This window comes from Bacillus sp. FSL K6-6540 (assembly GCF_038007545.1).
This window is the reverse complement of sequence record NZ_JBBOXH010000001.1, coordinates 2,063,257-2,082,084: the sequence shown is the minus strand read 5'-3', so window position 1 is coordinate 2,082,084 and position 18,828 is coordinate 2,063,257. Positions and strand designations below refer to the sequence as shown.

Annotated in this window: 18 protein-coding genes; 1 reads left to right on the top strand and 17 read right to left on the bottom strand. The window is 53.0% G+C overall.

The window, feature by feature from the left end:
• The 16 genes from MHH82_RS09105 to gpr all read right to left on the bottom strand — a co-directional run bounded on the left by MHH82_RS09105 (position 1) and on the right by gpr (position 16,893).
• Positions 1–771, bottom strand: coding sequence for an RsmE family RNA methyltransferase (locus MHH82_RS09105; RefSeq protein WP_015734185.1), 771 nt, complete (start codon positions 769–771; stop codon positions 1–3).
• Between the two features lie 72 nt (positions 772–843).
• Positions 844–1,536: a site-2 protease family protein gene (locus MHH82_RS09100; protein ID WP_015734184.1), complete on the bottom strand. Its 693-nt coding sequence runs from the start codon at positions 1,534–1,536 to the stop codon at positions 844–846.
• Positions 1,537–1,538: 2 nt separating this feature from the next.
• Entirely contained in the window at positions 1,539–2,516 is a 978-nt protein-coding gene (gene prmA, locus MHH82_RS09095; RefSeq protein WP_015734183.1) for a 50S ribosomal protein L11 methyltransferase, read from the bottom strand.
• A gap of 184 nt (positions 2,517–2,700) precedes the next feature.
• Complete coding sequence (locus tag MHH82_RS09090; RefSeq protein ID WP_009590798.1) at positions 2,701–2,901, bottom strand: YfhD family protein; 201 nt, start codon at positions 2,899–2,901, stop codon at positions 2,701–2,703.
• Positions 2,902–2,951: 50 nt separating this feature from the next.
• A complete protein-coding gene (locus MHH82_RS09085; RefSeq protein WP_036666185.1) occupies positions 2,952–3,323 on the bottom strand; it encodes a hypothetical protein in 372 nt (123 codons plus the stop codon).
• Positions 3,324–3,564: 241 nt separating this feature from the next.
• The gene (gene dnaJ, locus MHH82_RS09080) at positions 3,565–4,683 is read right to left on the bottom strand and encodes a molecular chaperone DnaJ (RefSeq protein WP_009590783.1); all 1,119 of its coding nucleotides are present in this window, start codon (positions 4,681–4,683) and stop codon (positions 3,565–3,567) included.
• A gap of 92 nt (positions 4,684–4,775) precedes the next feature.
• Positions 4,776–6,614, bottom strand: a complete 1,839-nt coding sequence (gene dnaK, locus MHH82_RS09075) for a molecular chaperone DnaK (RefSeq protein ID WP_340965317.1) — start codon at positions 6,612–6,614, stop codon at positions 4,776–4,778.
• 84 nt (positions 6,615–6,698) lie between these two features.
• A complete protein-coding gene (gene grpE / locus MHH82_RS09070; RefSeq protein WP_340965315.1) occupies positions 6,699–7,313 on the bottom strand; it encodes a nucleotide exchange factor GrpE in 615 nt (204 codons plus the stop codon).
• 59 nt (positions 7,314–7,372) lie between these two features.
• Positions 7,373–8,908, bottom strand: a complete 1,536-nt coding sequence (locus MHH82_RS09065; RefSeq protein ID WP_340965313.1) for a TCP-1/cpn60 chaperonin family protein — start codon at positions 8,906–8,908, stop codon at positions 7,373–7,375.
• A 13-nt stretch (positions 8,909–8,921) separates the two neighbouring features.
• Positions 8,922–9,956 (bottom strand): heat-inducible transcriptional repressor HrcA, encoded by a 1,035-nt coding sequence (hrcA, locus tag MHH82_RS09060; RefSeq protein ID WP_015734180.1) that lies wholly within the window; start codon positions 9,954–9,956, stop codon positions 8,922–8,924.
• Positions 9,957–10,064: 108 nt separating this feature from the next.
• Positions 10,065–10,526 carry an N-acetyltransferase gene (locus MHH82_RS09055; RefSeq protein ID WP_036666086.1) on the bottom strand — a complete coding sequence of 154 codons (462 nt, stop codon included), beginning with the start codon at positions 10,524–10,526 and terminating at the stop codon, positions 10,065–10,067.
• 75 nt (positions 10,527–10,601) lie between these two features.
• Entirely contained in the window at positions 10,602–11,768 is a 1,167-nt protein-coding gene (gene hemW / locus MHH82_RS09050; protein ID WP_015734178.1) for a radical SAM family heme chaperone HemW, read from the bottom strand.
• Between the two features lie 206 nt (positions 11,769–11,974).
• On the bottom strand, positions 11,975–13,792 hold the full coding sequence (gene lepA, locus MHH82_RS09045; RefSeq protein ID WP_251493611.1) for a translation elongation factor 4: 1,818 nt from the start codon (positions 13,790–13,792) through the stop codon (positions 11,975–11,977).
• An 89-nt stretch (positions 13,793–13,881) separates the two neighbouring features.
• Positions 13,882–14,295 carry a hypothetical protein gene (locus MHH82_RS09040; RefSeq protein ID WP_340965307.1) on the bottom strand — a complete coding sequence of 138 codons (414 nt, stop codon included), beginning with the start codon at positions 14,293–14,295 and terminating at the stop codon, positions 13,882–13,884.
• Positions 14,296–14,355: 60 nt separating this feature from the next.
• Positions 14,356–15,729, bottom strand: a complete 1,374-nt coding sequence (locus MHH82_RS09035) for a stage II sporulation protein P (protein WP_340965305.1) — start codon at positions 15,727–15,729, stop codon at positions 14,356–14,358.
• 162 nt (positions 15,730–15,891) lie between these two features.
• The gene (gene gpr / locus MHH82_RS09030) at positions 15,892–16,893 is read right to left on the bottom strand and encodes a GPR endopeptidase (RefSeq protein WP_015734174.1); all 1,002 of its coding nucleotides are present in this window, start codon (positions 16,891–16,893) and stop codon (positions 15,892–15,894) included.
• 162 nt (positions 16,894–17,055) lie between these two features.
• On the opposite strand from gpr, the gene rpsT reads away from it, so the two are divergent.
• On the top strand, positions 17,056–17,328 hold the full coding sequence (gene rpsT, locus MHH82_RS09025; RefSeq protein WP_009590780.1) for a 30S ribosomal protein S20: 273 nt from the start codon (positions 17,056–17,058) through the stop codon (positions 17,326–17,328).
• Between the two features lie 242 nt (positions 17,329–17,570).
• Here the strand turns inward: rpsT and holA are convergent, their stop codons facing one another.
• Entirely contained in the window at positions 17,571–18,590 is a 1,020-nt protein-coding gene (gene holA, locus MHH82_RS09020; protein ID WP_015734173.1) for a DNA polymerase III subunit delta, read from the bottom strand.
• Positions 18,591–18,828: the final 238 nt, after the last annotated feature.

Genomic DNA, 18,828 nt, shown 5'->3' with positions numbered 1-18,828 from the left:
TCAAACGCCCCCCATTTCTCCAGATTCGTATAGTGCGCAGGCCAGCGCCGTCATGCCGGCGGTCTCGCAGCGAAGGATCCGCCTTCCGAGTCCCACGGCTACGGCTCCCGCAGCTTCGGCCGCTCGGCATTCCTCTTCCGTAAAGCCGCCCTCGGGTCCAACGACCAGCAGCAAGCTGGCAGGCTTGGCCGATTCACGCAGCGCCTGCTCTGCAAAAGGCTTCAGCACGTCCCTCAGCTGGGAACCCTGCTCTTTTTCATAACAAAAATATACGGCATCATAACCGGAAAACGCTGCAAGCAGATTCTTCCACGTCAGAGGCTGTTCAACAGACGGTATCCGGTTGCGATGCGCCTGTTCAGCCGCCTCCTTCGCGATTTTGCGCCAGCGCTCCAGCCGCTTCCCTTCCTTTTTCGCATCGTACTGAACGATCGTTCTTTCCGACAGGAAGGGAACAAAGGACACCGCGCCGATCTCGGTGCACTTTTGGATGACGGTCTCCATCTTGTCGCCTTTCGGCAAACTCTGGGCAATGCTCACTTGCAGAAGCGGTTCCTGCGACATCTCCATGGGTTCAATCACAACGGCAAACACGCTGCCTGCATCGATGCGCTCAATCTCCATCAAGGCCTCGCGGGATACCCCGTCGCTCACGATCAATTTATCGCCAAGCCTGCCTCGCATGACCTTGGCAATATGACGGGCATCGTCGCCCGTAATCTCAACACGGTCTCCCTCGAATTGCGCGGGAGTCACAAAATATCGCTGCATCTCTATCCTCACCTAACTCAAAAATCGCCAAACCCCATCATACAACTTTTCACGCAAACTGACCAGAGTAAATCAGAGCCGGTAACCGCCGGTCATCATAATGAACATGTCCAAAATTTCGGAAGACAGTGCATACGCCGCATCATAAAGAGGTTTGATCGTATAATTCTGGAATACGGGCAACAGTATGATCAACAAGAATACAAGAATCGACCATTGCTCAAACTTCTGAATCTTCGCACTTATCCGTGGAGGGAGCGCATTCTCTAGAACTCTATAACCGTCCAGCGGAGGCAATGGTATCAGATTGAACAGGCATAAAAAGAAATTGAGCAATATAAATATATTAAAAAATAAATGCACCGCTTGATCCGTTTTAGTAATTCCCTCCGGAGGAATAACCCCTGTTTGATAGAGGATAGCGTAAACAAGTGCCCCCACTAAGCCCAGCACCAGATTGCTAAGCGGACCGACCGCCGCAACAATGATGCTCATGCGGCGGGGGTTGCTAAAATTCTCTCGATTGACCGGCACCGGCCGTGCCCAGCCGAAACCTGCAATCAGCAGGAGAAGAATCCCCAGAAAATCGAAATGCACCGCCGGATTCAGCGTGACCCTGCCCAGCAGCTTGGCCGTCGGGTCTCCGAATTTATTGGCGAAATAGGCATGCGAGAACTCATGCACGGTAAATGCGATGATCAAAGCAATCAGGTAAAAAGGAAGCTGTTCCAACGGGTAAAATAGCAGTTGGTCCAAAAAATCCATAATCAGTTCTTCCTCGCCACGAATGCAACCCAATCATCCTCGCGGCAAATATCCGCAATTTCGAAACCGGAAGCAATCAAAGCCTTCTCCACGATCTCTTCCTTGTTCTTGTAAATGCCCGAAGCGATATAAGCCCCTCCCGGTTGAAGAGCCTGGTATACGTCGTCCACGAACAGCAGAATAACCTCGGCCAAGATGTTTGCCACCACGATTTGTACCGGCAGCGTCACGCCCAGATCCGAGTCATCGGACGAATCCGTGAGTACGGAGAGCAGGTCGCTTTCCTTCACCGTAATCCGGTCTTCCAGGCCGTTCAGGCGGGTGTTCTCCGTCGCGCTGGATACCGCGACCGGATCCAGGTCGAGAGCCAGAATTCGTGAAGCGCCCAGATGCGCTGCGCCGATGGAGAGAATGCCTGAGCCTGTCCCGACATCGATGACTTCCTCTCCGCCCTTGATCACCATCTCCAATGTACGCAAGCATAACGAAGTCGTCGGATGCGTTCCTGTGCCGAAGGCCATGCCCGGGTCCAGCTCGATGATGGACTCGTGCTCTGATTCCGGGGTGTACTCTTCCCACGTCGGTTTGATGGTCAGCCTGTCGGAGACGCGGATCGGTTTGAAATACTGCTTCCAGGCCGTAGCCCAATCATTCTCGTCCACCGTCTTCATCTCATACCGCACTTCGCCCGTTTCGATACCGAATTCCTTCAGCTCGTTGACGCGGGGCGTTATTTCATCGAGGATCGCTTCCAGCGTCACCGTCTCGTCGAAGTAACCTTTGATGACGGCCTGACCTTCAGGAATATCGTTAAACGGAACGATCTCGTCAAACCACTGTCCCAGAGAGGTGTCCCGCTTTTTGTTCGTAGTACCGGACTCCTCGATCGAAACGCCTCCGGCTCCCGCTTCATGCAGGAAATTCGTAATCATCTCCACGGCTTCCTCCGTGGTATGTATCGTTAATTCACGCCATAACATGTGCAATAGTTCCTCCTCATTCATACGTAAGTATCATTGTACTATATTGAGGACCCCGGATACAAAGTTTGCACTAAAATACCATGATAACTTTTCAAAGACATTCATCAAATTCAAAAAAGCCCTGCTGCAACCTCATTAAAAGAAGGCAAGCGGGCTTTTCCACATTCCACATCGGTAGCGATTAATCTACATTTTTACTGGTTTCATCCAAAATTTTCTTCAATTGGCGTTCATCTGCTGCCTCGCTTCGACGCAGCGCTTCCACATCATCGTGATCGGCTTCCATAGCCGAAAACTCAACATCCTCCGCCTTGGCGGACTGCAGCGCAATCATCTTCTCGGTTTTGCTCGAGATCTTCCCTTTTTTTACGCGTCTCATCATGGGTGTCATTCTCCTTTCCGATATCAACACTCAGAGCGGTGCCTGGAACCTTAAATCATGCCGCCGGATTCTTCGATTAACCGCATGGCTTGCGGGAAGACGCTTTCGTCCAGTACAACCGTCAGTAAAATATCCCGGCCTTCGGTTCCATCTTCACCGCCGGTGCTCATCCCGCTGGCCGATGGGTCCGCAGCTCCGAGAATTCCGGCCCCCGGCCCCGAAATATCCGCATTTAAGGTCATCGTTGTTAAGCTTGCGATGTTGCCTGTCAACGGATTCATCGGATTGTTGAGCTCCCCGCCGGGATCGGCGCTAAACCGGTCGATGGACATATCGGCAACGCGCAGCGACTGCAATTTGCGGGCCGCATGCCGGGCTTCTTCCGGACTTTTGAAATAGGCCAATATGTTTTTCTCTGCCACTTCATTCACCTGCATTTCCTATTCAAGATTGCATCTTCCGAGATGGAACTATCCTAGGTTGCTTCATTGTCAAACCTTTTATTCTTGAGCGATACGAACCTGTAAAGCAGTGGGATATCCCTGCTGCTTCTTCTGCCCCAAACCAAAAAGCAGCAGGCCAAAGGTAGGGAAACCTTTAGAGCCTGCTGCTTTTTGCTTTTTGCTATTTGCTATGCTATGAGGGAATTACCCCTATCGTGGATTAATCACCGCGGAAAGCTTTTTTTACACGGTCAAAAAAGGACTGTTCCTGTTCATGGGTCTGTTCGCCATCAAGCGAAGCGAATTGACGAAGCAGCTCTTTCTGTTCATCGCTGAGCTTGCTAGGCGTAATGACCACAACCTTGACATGCTGGTCACCCTGTCCCATACCGCGCAGCCGTGGCACCCCTTTGCCTTTCAAGCGGAAGAAAGTTCCCGTCTGCGTGCCGGCCGGAATCTTCAACTTCACTTTCTCGGTGAGCGTCGGAATCTCGATCTCGTCGCCAAGCGCGGCTTGGGCAAAGGTAAGCGGCACTTCGCAATAAATGTCGTCCCCTTCGCGTTCAAAGAAGTCATGCGGCTTCACGCGGATTACGATATACAGGTCGCCGGCCGGGCCGCCGCGGAATCCGCCTTCGCCTTCGCCCGTCATGCGCAGCTGAGCTCCGTCATCCACGCCTGCAGGTACACGAACATGAATCTTGCGCTGTTTCTTCACCTTGCCGTTGCCGTTACAAGTCGAACAGCGGTCTTTAATGATCTTTCCGGTTCCGTTACAGTTCGAGCAGGCGCGGCGGTTCACCATACGTCCAAACGGCGTATTTTGCACGACCTCCTGCTGCCCGCTTCCGTTACACACCGAGCAGGTATGCGGCTGCGTGCCCGGCTTCGCTCCTGAGCCGTGACATGTATCGCATGTCTCCGTTCTCGGAATGGTAATGTCCGTTTCCTTGCCGAATACGGCTTCCTTGAATTCAACCGTCATCGTGTATTGCAGATCGTTCCCCCGCTGAGGCGCGTTCGGATCACGGCGTCCATTGCCGCCAAAGAACATATCGAATATATCTCCAAAACCGCCGAAATCACCGGAGAAACCGCCTCCGCCCATGCCTTGGTTCGGATCTATATGACCGTACTGGTCATAACGCGCACGCTTCTGACCATCGCTCAATACATCGTAAGCCTCTTTCACTTCCTTGAATTTGGCTTCCGCGTCCGCCGCTTTGTTCACGTCCGGATGATACTGGCGGGCCATTTTGCGGTACGCCTTCTTGATCTCATCGTCCGATGCATCCTTGCCGACACCGAGCACCTCATAATAATCACGCTTATCAGCCACGGTTTCACCCCAATCTCTTTATTACTCTTTACATAAGGAAAGCCAAAGTGCGAAGATGCGCAGCTTTGACCTTCCCATACAATCTATTCAGATTAACCTTTGTTTTTATCTTCGTCAACAACCTCGTAATCTGCATCCACGACGTTGTCTTTCTTAGGAGCGCCGGACTCGGCACCTTCAGCACCTTGTTGTTCTTGTGCCGCTTGCTCATACAGCTTCACGGACAGCTGCTGTACGATTTGTGTAAGCTCCTCTACCGAAGCGTTAATCTCTTCCAGGTTATCGGATTCAAGCGACTTCTTCACTTTGTCTTTCGCTTCGTTTGCTTTTTCCACTTCGGAAGCATCGACTTTGTCGCCCAGGTCCTTGAGTGTTTTCTCGGTCGTGTACACGAGTTGGTCGGCATTGTTGCGAGCCTCCACCAGCTCTTTGCGTTTACGGTCTTCTTCGGCATGAAGCTCAGCGTCTTTCATCATTTGTTCAACTTCAGCGTCGCTCAGGCCGCTGGAGGACGTGATGGTGATCTTCTGGCTCTTGCCGGTACCTTTATCCGTTGCGGACACGTTTACGATCCCGTTGGCATCGATATCGAAGGTAACTTCGATTTGCGGAACGCCGCGCGGTGCAGGAGGAATGTCTCCGAGCATGAAGCGTCCCAGCGTTTTGTTGCCGGCTGCCATTTCGCGCTCGCCTTGCAGCACGTGAATTTCCACGCTCGGCTGGTTATCCGCATAAGTGGAGAACACTTGGGATTTGCTTGTAGGAATCGTCGTGTTGCGGTCGATCATTTTGGTGAATACGCCGCCTGCGGTTTCGATACCGAGGGACAGCGGGGTCACGTCGAGCAATACGACGTCTTTAACGTCACCGGTCAATACGCCGGCTTGAACCGCTGCTCCAAGCGCAACCACTTCGTCCGGGTTTACGCCTTTATGAGGCTCTTTGCCCGTCAATTTTTTGATCGCTTCCTGCACGGCAGGAATACGAGTGGAACCGCCGACAAGGACGATTTTATGAATATCGTTCGCTGTCAAACCTGCATCGCTGAGCGCTTGACGAGTCGGTCCAAGCGTACGCTCTACAAGGGAAGCGGACAATTCTTCGAATTTGGCGCGGGTCAGGTTGATCTCAAGGTGCTGAGGAACGCCGTCTGCAACCGTGATGAACGGCAGCGAGATCGTTGTTGTCAGTACGCCGGACAATTCCTTTTTCGCTTTTTCCGCTGCGTCTTTCAGACGTTGAACGGCTGCTTTGTCTTTGCTAAGATCGATGCCTTGCTCTTTCTTGAATTCGGCTACCAGATAGTCGATGATCACTTGGTCGAAGTCGTCGCCGCCCAGTTGGTTGTCCCCGCTGGTTGCTTTTACTTCGAAGAAGCCGTCGCCCAGTTCCAGAATGGAAACGTCGAATGTACCGCCGCCAAGGTCATATACCAGGATGGTTTGGTCTTCGGATTTCTCCATGCCGTAAGCCAATGCCGCAGCCGTCGGCTCGTTGACGATACGCAGAACTTCAAGGCCCGCGATTTTGCCGGCATCCTTGGTCGCCTGACGCTGGCTGTCATTAAAGTATGCGGGAACCGTAATAACCGCTTGGGTTACAGGCTGGCCCAGGTATGCTTCCGCATCGGATTTCAGCTTCTGCAGAATGATGGCGGAGATTTCTTGCGGCGTGTAGTCTTTGCCGTCGATGGATTCTTTGTGATTCGTGCCCATATGGCGCTTAATGGAAATGATGGTGCGATCCGGGTTGGTGATCGCTTGGCGTTTGGCTGTATCCCCGACGATGCGCTCGCCGTCTTTCTTAAATCCGACAACCGACGGGGTTGTGCGGGCACCCTCCGGATTCGGGATAACTACCGCTTCCCCACCCTCCATGACGGCTACGCAGGAGTTGGTTGTTCCTAAGTCGATACCAATAACTTTGCTCATGTAAAATTTTCCTCCTTATTCATTCATGCGAATCCCCGCATGACATTCATCATTTTTATATGATAAACGACTATCGAAAGTCGTTTACATGCTCACTTTAACCATGGCAGGTCTCAATACTTTATCTTTTAACATGTACCCTTTCTGCACTTCCTCAACCACGATGCCTTCCTCGTACTCATCGCTCTCCACCTGCATGATCGCTTGGTGGTACTCCGGATTGAACGGCTCGCCCACACTCTTCATTGCGCTCAAGCCTTCGGTAGCAAGAACGGATTCCAATTGACGGAAGATCATGCTGACGCCCTTGGAGAAGGATTCAAATTCCGGGTTCTCCTCGGATGCCTGGAGGGCACGCTCAAAGTTGTCGATGACGGGCAGAAGCTCCGTAATCAGTTTGGAGGAAGCATATTTGCCCAGATCCTCTTTCTCTTTCTGCGTGCGGCGGCGGAAATTATCGAAATCCGCCTGTACCCGCAGGGTACGCTGCTGCTGCTCCTGCAGCTCGGCCTGAAGCTTCTCAAGCTCGGCCGAACCTGCGGCTTCATCAGCCGATTCCGTTACGGGAATCTCCTGCTCGGGATTAACGGCCTCCTCCGAAGACCCGCTCTCACCCGTGTTTGGCTTGTTTTCCAAAGTTTCTTCGATCGTTTCTTCTGTAACTGTATCTTGAACGGCATCCTTGTGCTCATTATTCAAGACGCCTTCACCTCCTTCATATTCTAAACCAGACGGTCTATAACTCATCTATCTTAGCGTTATTCGCCTATTTCCTTCATCTTGATCACATGATGAATCCGCAGCACGGCAGCCGCAACCTCGCCGGCTGCCCGCAGGCCGTGAAGTTTGACCGGGGCCGGATCCAGCACGCCCAGCTCTTCATAGTCGACAACCCGCCCGCTGTCGCAGTCAATCCCCATGCAGTCGGAGTCGGCTCGGATTTGTGCGGCTCGGACCTCCTCCATCTTCTCAAGCGGATTATAACCTGCGTTCAGAAGAATCTGCGACATCGGCTTTCGCAGCGCGGCGGAAACTGCCTCCATGCCGAAGGCTTCCATGCCTTTCTGGGCTTCCCGGATCCGTTCCAGTTCATAAGACACGGCCAGTTCGCTTGTCCCGCCGCCTGGAAGCACCCCGCCGGATACGGCAGCCTGCAGTGCCGAAGCGGCATCGCCCGCAATCCTGGCGGCCTCCCCTACCACTTCCGAAGTGCTTGCCCCGACGATCACCGTCACAATGCGGTCCTTGCTGCCGCAGGACAGGCGGATTTTTTCGATGCCTTCATCATAAGCGACGCGCGGGGTATGACCCAGAAGGGCCGCAAGCTCTTTCGAGTCTTTATGTAACGCCTTGCGGCGTATCGGTGTAGCTCCCGTCATGTCGCTTACCTTGCGAAGATCCGCACGCGATACGCGCGGTACCACCATCATCCCGTGATCCAGGCAAAACTGCTCCGCATCCGGATGAATGCCCTTTTCGAGGAGGATGAGTTTTACGGATAGTTCGGACAATCTGTCCAAATCCGACGCGAACACTTTTCGCAGATCCATATACTGCGCGAATCCGGCTTCGGTTGTAAGCGCCTCTTCGTCGATGTCGTCGGGCTCCAGGGAATCATACAGCACCAGCACTCTGGCATCGTCGTAGGACTTGGACTCCCTGGCGAAGATCGGCCGCTGCCGGAGCAGAACCCCCTCGAACACTTCATTCTCGGCATTCTCCAGCGCAATTATACTGTCTGCGAGCGAGTAGGAAGGATCCTGCAGACGGCCGATTCCGGCTTTGCGCGCAGCTTGCATAACCAGCTCCACGATGTCCTTCCGTTCACGGCCGGCGACATGCACCGTCCGTTCCAGCAGCGGATCATCCAATCCGTCGATCAGCCGGACACGCTTCGACAAGAGCTGCATCGACTTCTCGACTCCCTGGCGCAGGCCCTCAACCACCTTGGAAGCGGGCACCCCGCGCGTGATGCGGGATACCCCTTCCTGCACGAGGGCGCCCGCGAGCACGGTTGCCGTTGTGGTGCCGTCGCCGATTTTCTCCTGCTGCGCCCGAGCCACCTGAATCAGAAGGCGCGCGGCGGGATGGGTGACATCCATTTTGTCCAGAATCGTCACTCCGTCATTGGTGATGACCACTTCGCCGCGCGGGCCAACCAGCATGACGTCGAGCCCCTTGGGGCCAAGCGTGCCTTCTACGGCGGACGTAACTGCGCGGACGGCATTGCTGTTGTTCAGCAGCGTGGAATAACGCTCGTCTCCGTCCACTTGGCTATGTTGTCCTTGGCTCATCTGTCTCACTCCTTTATTTGTACCAGTGTGACAGCAGCTTCGTCAGGTCATGGGATAACACATTCAAGATGCCGATCACCCGTGCATATTCCATTCTTGTAGGACCGAGAATGCCGATCGAACCAAGCGCTTTGCCGTCGATCGAATACGTCGCAGTGATCAAACTGCAATTCGATATGGCCTCATGCGTATTCTCCGTGCCGATCTTCACTTGGACACCGTGCTCCCCGGGAGCAGGTGCCATGAGCTTCATCAGTGCGGGAGTCTGCTCCAGAAGCTCGAATATTTCCCTAACCTTATCAACATCCTTGAACTCCGGCTGGTTCAGCATGTGGGTCGTGCCGCTCAGATAGACCCCCCGGTGATCCGGTTCGTTGTTGAGAGCGATATCCAGCATACTCATCAGATCCTCATAATGTGAAATATGCCGCTGCATTTCCTCGGCAATTTCCGAATACAAACGAGTCTTGAGTTTATATAGAGGCACATTGACCAGCTTCTTGTTCAGAAGATTTACCACTTGCTCCAGTTCCGATACGGACACGCCCTGCGGAATCGAAACAACCTTGTTCTCGACTTGCCCTGTGCTGGTAACGATGATGGCCACCGCTTGATCCTCATGGAGAGGAAGAAGCTGGAAATGGCGCAAAGACGTATGAAAAACTTCCGGTCCCAGCAGGATGGAAGTGTAATTAGTCATTTGAGACAGAATGCCGGCTGTATGCTGTATCATCTGCTCCATCACGTTCAGCTTTTCTGCAAAAAATGATTTCATCATATGCAGTTCCGCAGGGTTCAAGGAAAACGACGACGTGAGATGATCAACATAATATCGATATCCTTTATGCGACGGTATTCGTCCGGCTGAGGTATGGGGCTGCTCCAGAAACCCGAGCTCCTCCAGATCAGCCATCTCATTACGAATGGTTGCCGGGCTGTAGCCGACGTCCCCTCGCTTGGAAATGCTTCTTGAACCAACCGGCTCGGCAGAACGGATATAGTCATCCACAATGGCATTCAAAATCATGCGCTGACGATCTGTTAACATGTCGCTTCCCTCCTTGCTGACTGCTCATTTTCGCTTTCGTTAGCACTCATCGCCATCGAGTGCTAACCGATATAACAAAAATACCAAACCGACCTGAGGATTGTCAAGTCAGTTCAGTACTTTAAGAACAGCTATTTCGTCACAAGCATGCTGCTTCTTGCAGTGGATGCAGTCGGTCCATACCTTCTCCGGAAAAATCTCCTTCTCCACGACGGCAAAGCCGTTTTTGATGAAAAAGGATACCTCATACGTCAAGGCCATCACTTTCGGAAGCTCGCGGCGTTTCGCTTCTTCCAGAAGAGTGTCCACCAGCATGGAGCCGATGCCTTGCCCTTTATATCCTTCCGAGATGCCGAGCGAACGGATCTCGACCAAATCGCTTCCCAGCTGACACAATGAACCGCAGCCAATGACGTGCCCTTCGGATTCAGCTACAACGAATTCTCCGATTTGTTTCTCCAGCACTTTTTTGGACCGGGGGAGCATAATCCCCTTCTCGGCATAACCCTGAATCATCTGATACAGCGGCTCGACATCCTCTAACTTTGCTTTTCTGCATACCGCCGACATGTTGTCCGTCTCCCCTTTACACGCTCCGTCATGTTATGAATAAATATACAACAGAGCGCATATAAGTTCAATAGATTAATTTGTCGTCAGGCTTCCTATGAATTCGCCAAACACATCGTTGCCAAACAAAATGCCTTTGCTGCTCAGCTTATACCCTTCCTCGGTTGCATCGAGTAGGCCCGCGCCTACCATTTTATTCAGCGGACCGGCAAAAACATCCTCCATGGAGATCCCGAACTGCTCCCGGAACCGGCTGCGCGAGACGCCGTCCAGCACGCGCAGCCCGACCATCAGGAAATCCTCCATCGCTTCTTCCTTAGATATCTCAAAGCTCTCCAATCTTGGAAGGCCTTTATTGGCTGCTTCATTATAGGGATTGACCCCTTTGATGTTCACATGGCGCTGACGGCCGACATATCCGTGCGCCCCCGCGCCTAGGCCGTAATAGTCTTCGTTGCGCCAATACGTCATATTATGCCGGCTCTCGAAGCCGGGTTTCGCAAAATTGCTGATTTCGTACTGCTTATATCCGGCAGCCTTCATCCGTTCCATTAAAAGAAGGTACATATTCAGCTCGTCCTCCTCATCCGGAAGCGGAAGCTGGTTTCGCTGGTACATCGTATGGAACAGCGTATTCTCTTCGACCTTCAGGCTGTAGATTGAATAATGCGGGAGTTCGAGCTCCAACGCCTTATCCACGCTTTCCGCAAGCATGTCCAAGGTTTGATTCGGGAGACCGAACATCAGATCGATGGACATGTTGTCAAAGCCTGCTCTTCTGGCGTTATCGAGACTCCGGTATACGTCATCCGTATCGTGAATTCTGCCGATGCCGGTCAACAATGTGTTCTGGAAGGCCTGCACCCCGAAGCTGATCCGGTTCACCCCGCCTTGGCGCATGACGGACAGTTTCTCCAGATCCGTGGTGCCGGGATTCGCCTCCATTGAAAACTCGATGCTATCGGACCATTCCGGAAAATGGCGCTTCACGCTCTGCAAGAAGTATTCCATTTCGTTCGGCTTTAGTACAGTAGGAGTCCCGCCGCCCACAAAGATGCTCTTGATTCGTCCCGGCGGATTAGCCTGAACGGTCAGCTCCATTTCCTTATCCAGCGCTCGCAGATAATCCATTACCGGCTGATCCTTTAATACGTAGGAATTGAAGTCGCAGTAAAAACATTTATTGGTACAGAACGGAATATGGATGTACACCGCTTCCGTCCGTTGATCGTTTGCCGTCATTCTTTTCTTGCCCCCTCATATACCGCTCTGGCATGACTTACTTTAAGTAACTTCTTGAAAGTTCCTTCTCTACTATAACGCTATGCCTCTTGGAATGAAAGAAAGGAAAGCCGAGAATCGGCTTTCCCATCATTTACATCGTGAAGGCTATACACGCAAGGAGCGGCTCTTTAACTCAAAGGCCTTCCCCTGCCATTGGCTTCCTATTACTTGTCGTCGATTTTCAGAACGGCCATGAAGGCTTCCTGCGGCACTTCGACGCTGCCCACCTGCTTCATCCGCTTCTTACCTTCCTTCTGCTTCTCCAGAAGTTTCCGTTTACGGGAGATGTCGCCGCCGTAACATTTGGCAAGCACGTTCTTGCGCATCGCTTTAACCGTTTCGCGGGCCACAACCTTGGTACCGACCGATGCCTGAATCGGCACCTCGAACATTTGGCGAGGAATCAGCTCGCGCAGCTTCTCGCAAATCGCCCGGCCGCGGTGGTAGGCGCGGTCCTTGTGCACGATAAAGGACAGGGCATCCACCTGCTCGGCATTAAGCAGAATGTCCATTTTGACCAGATTGGACCGGCGGTATCCGGACAGCTCATAATCGAATGAAGCATATCCTTTGGTGCTCGATTTCAACTGATCGAAGAAATCGTACACGATTTCCGACAGCGGAATTTCATAGGTAATGGTGACGCGCGTCGTGTCCAGGTATTCCATGTTGACGAATTCGCCGCGTTTGTTTTGGCAAAGCTCCATGATCGCTCCGACATAATCATTCGGCACGATAATGGCTGCTTTAACATAAGGCTCTTCAACATAATCGACCTTGCCGACCTCAGGATAATGGGAAGGGTTATCGATTTGAATCTGCTCTCCGTTCGTCTGCGTAATGCGGTAAATCACGCTCGGCGCGGTCGTAATCAGCGGTATGTTAAACTCGCGTTCGATCCGCTCCTGGATGACGTCCATGTGAAGGAGGCCCAGGAATCCGCAGCGGAAGCCGAATCCGAGCGCGCTGGACGTCTCCGGCTCAAAGCTGAGCGATGCGTCGTTCAGCTGCAGCTTCTCGAGCGCCTCGCGCAGATCGTTGTAGTCCGATGTTTCGATTGGATACAATCCGCAGAACACCATCGGATTGATTTTGCGGTAACCCGGGAGCGGCTCGGCCGTCGGACGCTTGGCATCCGTTACCGTATCCCCGACCTGCGTATCGCCCACGCTCTTGATGCCCGCGACGATGAAACCGACATCGCCGACGTTAAGCTCGTCCACGATGGACATGCGCGGCTTAAAGGCACCCACCTCGATCACCTCGAAGGTTTTGCCGGTGGCCATCATCTTGATCTTGGAGCCGGCCTTGATGCTGCCGTCAATGACGCGAACGTATACGATGACGCCTTTGTATGGATCATAATGGGAGTCGAAAATCAGCGCTTTCAGCGGTTCTTCGGAACTCCCCGTTGGCGCAGGCACTTTCTGAACCACCTGCTCCAGGATTTCCTTGATTCCGATGCCCGCTTTCGCGGAAGCCAAAACGGCATCGCTGGCATCGAGCCCGATCACGTCCTCGACCTCCTGCTTCACCCGTTCGGGATCGGCGCTCGGCAGGTCGATTTTGTTAATGACAGGCAAAATTTCAAGATTGTTGTCCAATGCCAGATATACGTTGGCCAATGTCTGCGCTTCGATTCCCTGCGCGGCATCGACAACGAGCAGCGCGCCTTCGCAAGCGGCCAGGCTTCGGGATACCTCATACGTGAAGTCGACGTGTCCGGGAGTATCGATCAGGTTCAATATATACTCCTCGCCGTCATCGGCTTTGTAGTTCAGGCGAACCGCCTGCAGCTTGATGGTAATTCCGCGCTCTCGCTCCAGATCCATCTGATCCAGTACCTGCTCCTGCATTTCACGCGAAGTTAATGCGCCCGTAAATTCCAAAATACGGTCGGCAAGCGTCGATTTCCCATGGTCTATATGTGCAATGATACAGAAATTACGAATTTTTTGTTGTCTTACTTGTACGTCTGTCATGCCTAACCCCCAACAACCACCAGATGTTTGAATCAACTTATTATACCAGTTGAGGGGATGCACAGCAATGCTGAGAATAAAGCCGAAATTTATTCCGCAATCGATCCGAACATCGACACGACCCAGCGGATGCTTTGGTCAGAGAGCTGCTGGAGCAATCCGGCCGTTTTGTCGGCAAGCACATCGGCAGGCGGTTGGGAGCGTTCGGGGAGCAGGATGTCGCTGGGCGACGGCTCGTATTCGGGCACTGCCGTCTTACGGGCGTCTGGTTCCTGGTCGATGGATTCAGGGGCGGGAGGATGCTTGCGCGTCCCTCCCCATCCATTCCCCTGGGCAGTTCCGCCTTGCGGATCCTGAGCATGGCCTTGCACCACGGTCTGCGTTCCCCCGGTGCCGTCGGCCGGCACCGGCCCTTTGGCCCCTCCAAGCTGCATGCCGACCAATATGCCGATGCCTGTCCATATGATTAGCGCCACAAACCGTTTTCCCAATCTCGACATCATAAGCCCCTCCTTGATTTACCCCTTCATTCCTGCTCCGTTCATGACCCTTTCCTTCAACCTTCAACCTGCTTTGGACGCTTTATCCTCCGCGCCTATTTTGCTGCCGTCCTTGGCTGCTGAAGCCGACTGTTTCTTCGCTGGATCACTCTCTTTTTTAACGCTGGCCTTCTCGGCTTCTTGTTCCTGCCAGTACACTTCGGCGATGATGTCCGCCAGCGCTTCGGCCGTTCGCTGCAATTCTTCCTTCGTATTGTCGATGCCGCCGATTTCGATCAGGATGCTGTTCGGGGACAAGGATTGGTTGTACTCTCCGTTCCCTTGGTCCGCCGATTTGCCCCACACGCCCCGGGAAACGCCGGGATAGGACTTCTCCAGCTTGGCATTGATTTTGCTTGCAAACGCCTCGTTCTGTCTCCAGTTCTCGTTCGCATGTCCGATGATGAAGTACACCTTGGCGTAATTGACGCCGTTTACGGTGGCCGTCGTTTTGTTGTAGCGCTGCGAATCCCGGTGGATATCGATCAGATAGTTGATGCCGTCGTTCTGGGACATGGCCTCCATGGCCATCTGGCGCGAGTATTTATAAGAATAGTTATAGTTATATCCTTCCACGGTAGATTGATAATCGCTCTTGTCGTGCAGGGTGCCGATTCCGTTGGCTTCAAGCCTTTTGCTCAGGAAGCTGCCCACCAGCATGACGTTCTTGGTCGGTGATACCGCCCCCGGATTATCGGATGGATGCGAGAGCAGCGGGTTATACGCTTCCTGCGGGTGGGAATGATAGATGAGCACGGATTTCTTCCCGTTCGTTGTCTTTCCGTCCTTGGAGGTGCTTCCGGGTTCATTCTTGCTGCCGGGCTCGTCCTTCCCGCCCTGATCCGGAGCATCCTCGCCCTTTCCTTCATTGCCGCTATTCCCTTGTTCGCCCTGCGTCGGCTCTTCCCCGGTCTCGGCGGGCTCTCCCTCCGCCTGCTCTTCCGCCGGATCCGGACGGTAATCGGCCGGTGCCTCGCCATCCTCGTTACCGGAGCCGTGCGACAGCTGAACCGGTTGATTAGCCTTCATGCCGGGAAGCTCTCCCGCAAGGAGGCTCTTCGGATCCTTCGGGTTTACGCTCGTCAGGAGCTCAAAGACGAACGTGGACATTTTCTCGCCGGAGAAGCTCGAGGTCTCTTTGGAAGCCGTCATATGCGGCATCTCCATGCCGATCATATCGATGAAAAAATGGCTGGATAACGAAGCGGCCAAGCCTTTCATCGACGACACGGGCGAGGAATTCATCCGCTGTTCCGCCATTCCCCCGAGCCCTAGCAAAATAAAAAATATAAGAGAGCCCAGCATCAGTATAATTAACGTACGCCCCATGCTCAGACCTTCCATGACCTTCCGTTTCATTCTGGCAATATTCCAGATGCGGAACTTGCGATTGTTCATAGCGATGTCCTCCTCGGTTCGCCGGGAGATGCCGACCTCATCCAGCCGTTCCCGCGACTCTGTAATCTCTTATACTTCAAATCTATGAACCGGGGAGATTCGATAGAACTAGATCCTGGAAAAATATAAAAGCTCCGATAGATTCGGAGCTTTTACTATGGGTCAGTGGGTATACGCGCCTACATTGCCGGGATCCACGGCTTCATGGAGCGCCGCGTTCAGGCCGGTCGCCACGATGTTGGCGATATCTTCTATAAATTCGTCAATCTCCTTAGGCGTTACGATAAGGTCATGGCCCAGCGGCTCCAGAACCTCCTTCACCAGGGCGAGGCGCTCGCCTTCGGGGATATCGTGCAGCATTCCCATAATCTTGCCCGTCTCCGGCGCGCCTTCCCCGAAGTGGGATTTCATCAGCTCAATCGCATTATTGACGATGGTGGAAGCGTAGCAGACGGTCGGAACGCCGATCGCAATGCAAGGGACTCCAAGAATCTCCTGAGTCAGTCCTTTCCGCTTATTGCCAACGCCGGAGCCGGGATGGATGCCAATATCCGCAATCTGGATGGTCGTGTTCACCCGCTCCAGCGAACGCGAAGCCAGTGCATCGATGGCGATGATCAACTCGGGGCGCGTTTGTTCCACGATGCCTTGAACCGTTTCGCTCGACTCAATCCCCGTCAGGCCGAGTACACCCGGCGCAACGGCGCTTACCTGACGATAGCCCGGGGCCACCCGATCCGGCATGAGCTCGAAATACTGGCGGGTCACCATCACGTTCTCCACCACGAGCGGTCCCAGTGAATCCGGCGTCACGTTCCAGTTGCCGAGCCCGACAATGAGCACGCTTGCCTTGGGTCCAATCCCGATCCGGGACATGAACGCTTCAAACTCGCGGGCGAAGACAACGGATACCTGATCCTGAAGCCCCGTATCGCCCTTGCGAAGATCGGGAACCTCCAACGTGACGTAATGCCCCTTCACCCTTCCGATTTGCTGAGAGGCAGCATCGTTCTCCACATCCAGCCTTGTAATCTTGATTCCGTCCTCCTGCACCACGTCCTCCATAACCCCGGGAATGGGCGCGCTTCCTGTGCCTCCAGCCAGTTCTCTTGATTCCACGGCCAGATCCGTTCGGACCGAGTATTTTTGCAGATCCAGATCCATCTAAATTCACACTCCTCCTCATATTGTTAGTAGTGTGCGAGAGTATGGGAGAGATTATGCAGAAGTCCGAATGAGTATTGCTTTTTGTCCACCCCCATGCTAAAATATTTTAAGTTGTGAATCATTTCGCTCTATTGAAATGCCTTACAGGAGGTGAATGTAATGCCAAACATCAAATCCGCGATTAAACGTGTAAAGACAAATGACAAACGCCACGCGCTTAACATTTCTCAAAAATCCGCGCTTCGCACAGCTGTTAAAACTGCTGACGTAGCGTTGAACGGTACAGAAATCGAAGCTGCTAAAGTAGCTTTCCAAGCTGCTTCCAAGAAGCTTGATAAAGCCGTAACGAAGGGCCTGATCCATAAGAATGCAGCTGCCCGCAAGAAATCCCGTCTGGCGAAAAGACTAAACGCTCTTACGTCCCAAGCGTAAGAAACGTTTGTTGAATACGACATGGAAAAAGCCCTGAACAGTTCACGCTGCTCAGGGCTTTTTGTGATTAGAAAAACGTTCATCGATGCACACTCTTCCGAGGATTGACCGCTTATAGCGGATGTTTTTCTGGCCAGATCAAGTTGATTTACCTTTGCAGGTCATACTTTCTGATCTCTAGATGAAAAAGAGCGTACGGCCGCTCGCGCGTCCCTGTACGCTCTTGAGTTATTTCGGTTCGCTTACGCGCCAAGCCGCAGCAGGAACAACTCGATTCCGAGCACCTTATCCACGGCCCCGGTCTTCATCTGGTAATCCAGATTGGCGAGATGGTTCAATATGCCTTCAAGACGTGCCGTCTGAAACTTGCGGGCCTGCTCGCCAGCAATCTTCACCGCATAAGGATGCACCCCGATTTGGGAAGCAATCTGCTGCTGCGAGTAGCTCTGGGTGGATAACGTCTTCACCTGCAGAATGATTCGGAACTGCCTGGTAATCAGGGCCGCAATTTTGATGGGCTCCTCACGCTGCTTCAGCAGCTCATAATAGATCCCGAGCGCCTTGTCCAATCGGAGATTGGCGATATCCTCCACGAGCGCAAACACATTCTGTTCCGTGCTGCGCGCCACCAGCATATCCACGGTTGCAACATCGATGGCTCCGTCGGCTCCCGCATACAAACACAGCTTCTCGATTTCACCCGATAAAGCCTGAAGACTGGTTCCCGCATTCCGAACAAGCGCTTCCGCCGCGCCTGCGCGCAGCGTGCAGCCGCCTTTCTTCACCTGCTTGTCCACCCAGCGAAGAAGTTCATCCCCGCCCAAAGGCATGAAGGAGAGGGCAACCCCCGACTTCTTGACCGCCTTGACTACCTTCTTGCGCTCATCCAGCTTTTCCTGCCCCACCATAAAGACAATCACGCTATAATCTGCGGGATCGGTCAAATAATCCAGCAAAGCCTCTGGACGATGATCCACTTTCCCGTTATCTTTTGCAGCCGTAAAAAAAGCCGTATCCCGGACGAATATCAGTTTTTTCTGAACCATAAAAGGAACCGTCTCGGCTTCCTCTACCACGGTTTGTATCGGAACTTCCCCTAAATCCATGTGAACCAGCGCAAAATCCCGGTCTTCTTTCGGGATCAGCTGGGCTTCCAGAAATTCGGCGAACTCCTTCATCTGGAATTTCTCGCTGCCATACAGCAAATAGACGGAAGACACGTCTCCCTGCTTGACCGCCTTGGCCGCCGCTTTGGCATCCATCGGCGTCCCCCCTTTCTACTCTGTACACTATACCAAAAAACAGTGCCCGAATGCGATAGACGTCAAACATAAAAAACGAAATCGCCCACGCGAAAACAAAGAGACCTCGGCTGTAGGCAGCGGCAAGGTCCCTTCGTCCCAACACATCTATATAAACGCCGGCAAGCATGCTCTAGAAACACCTCGCCGCCGGTCATACGACGGTAGTTGGTATAATGCTCTCTCTAATATATTGTAT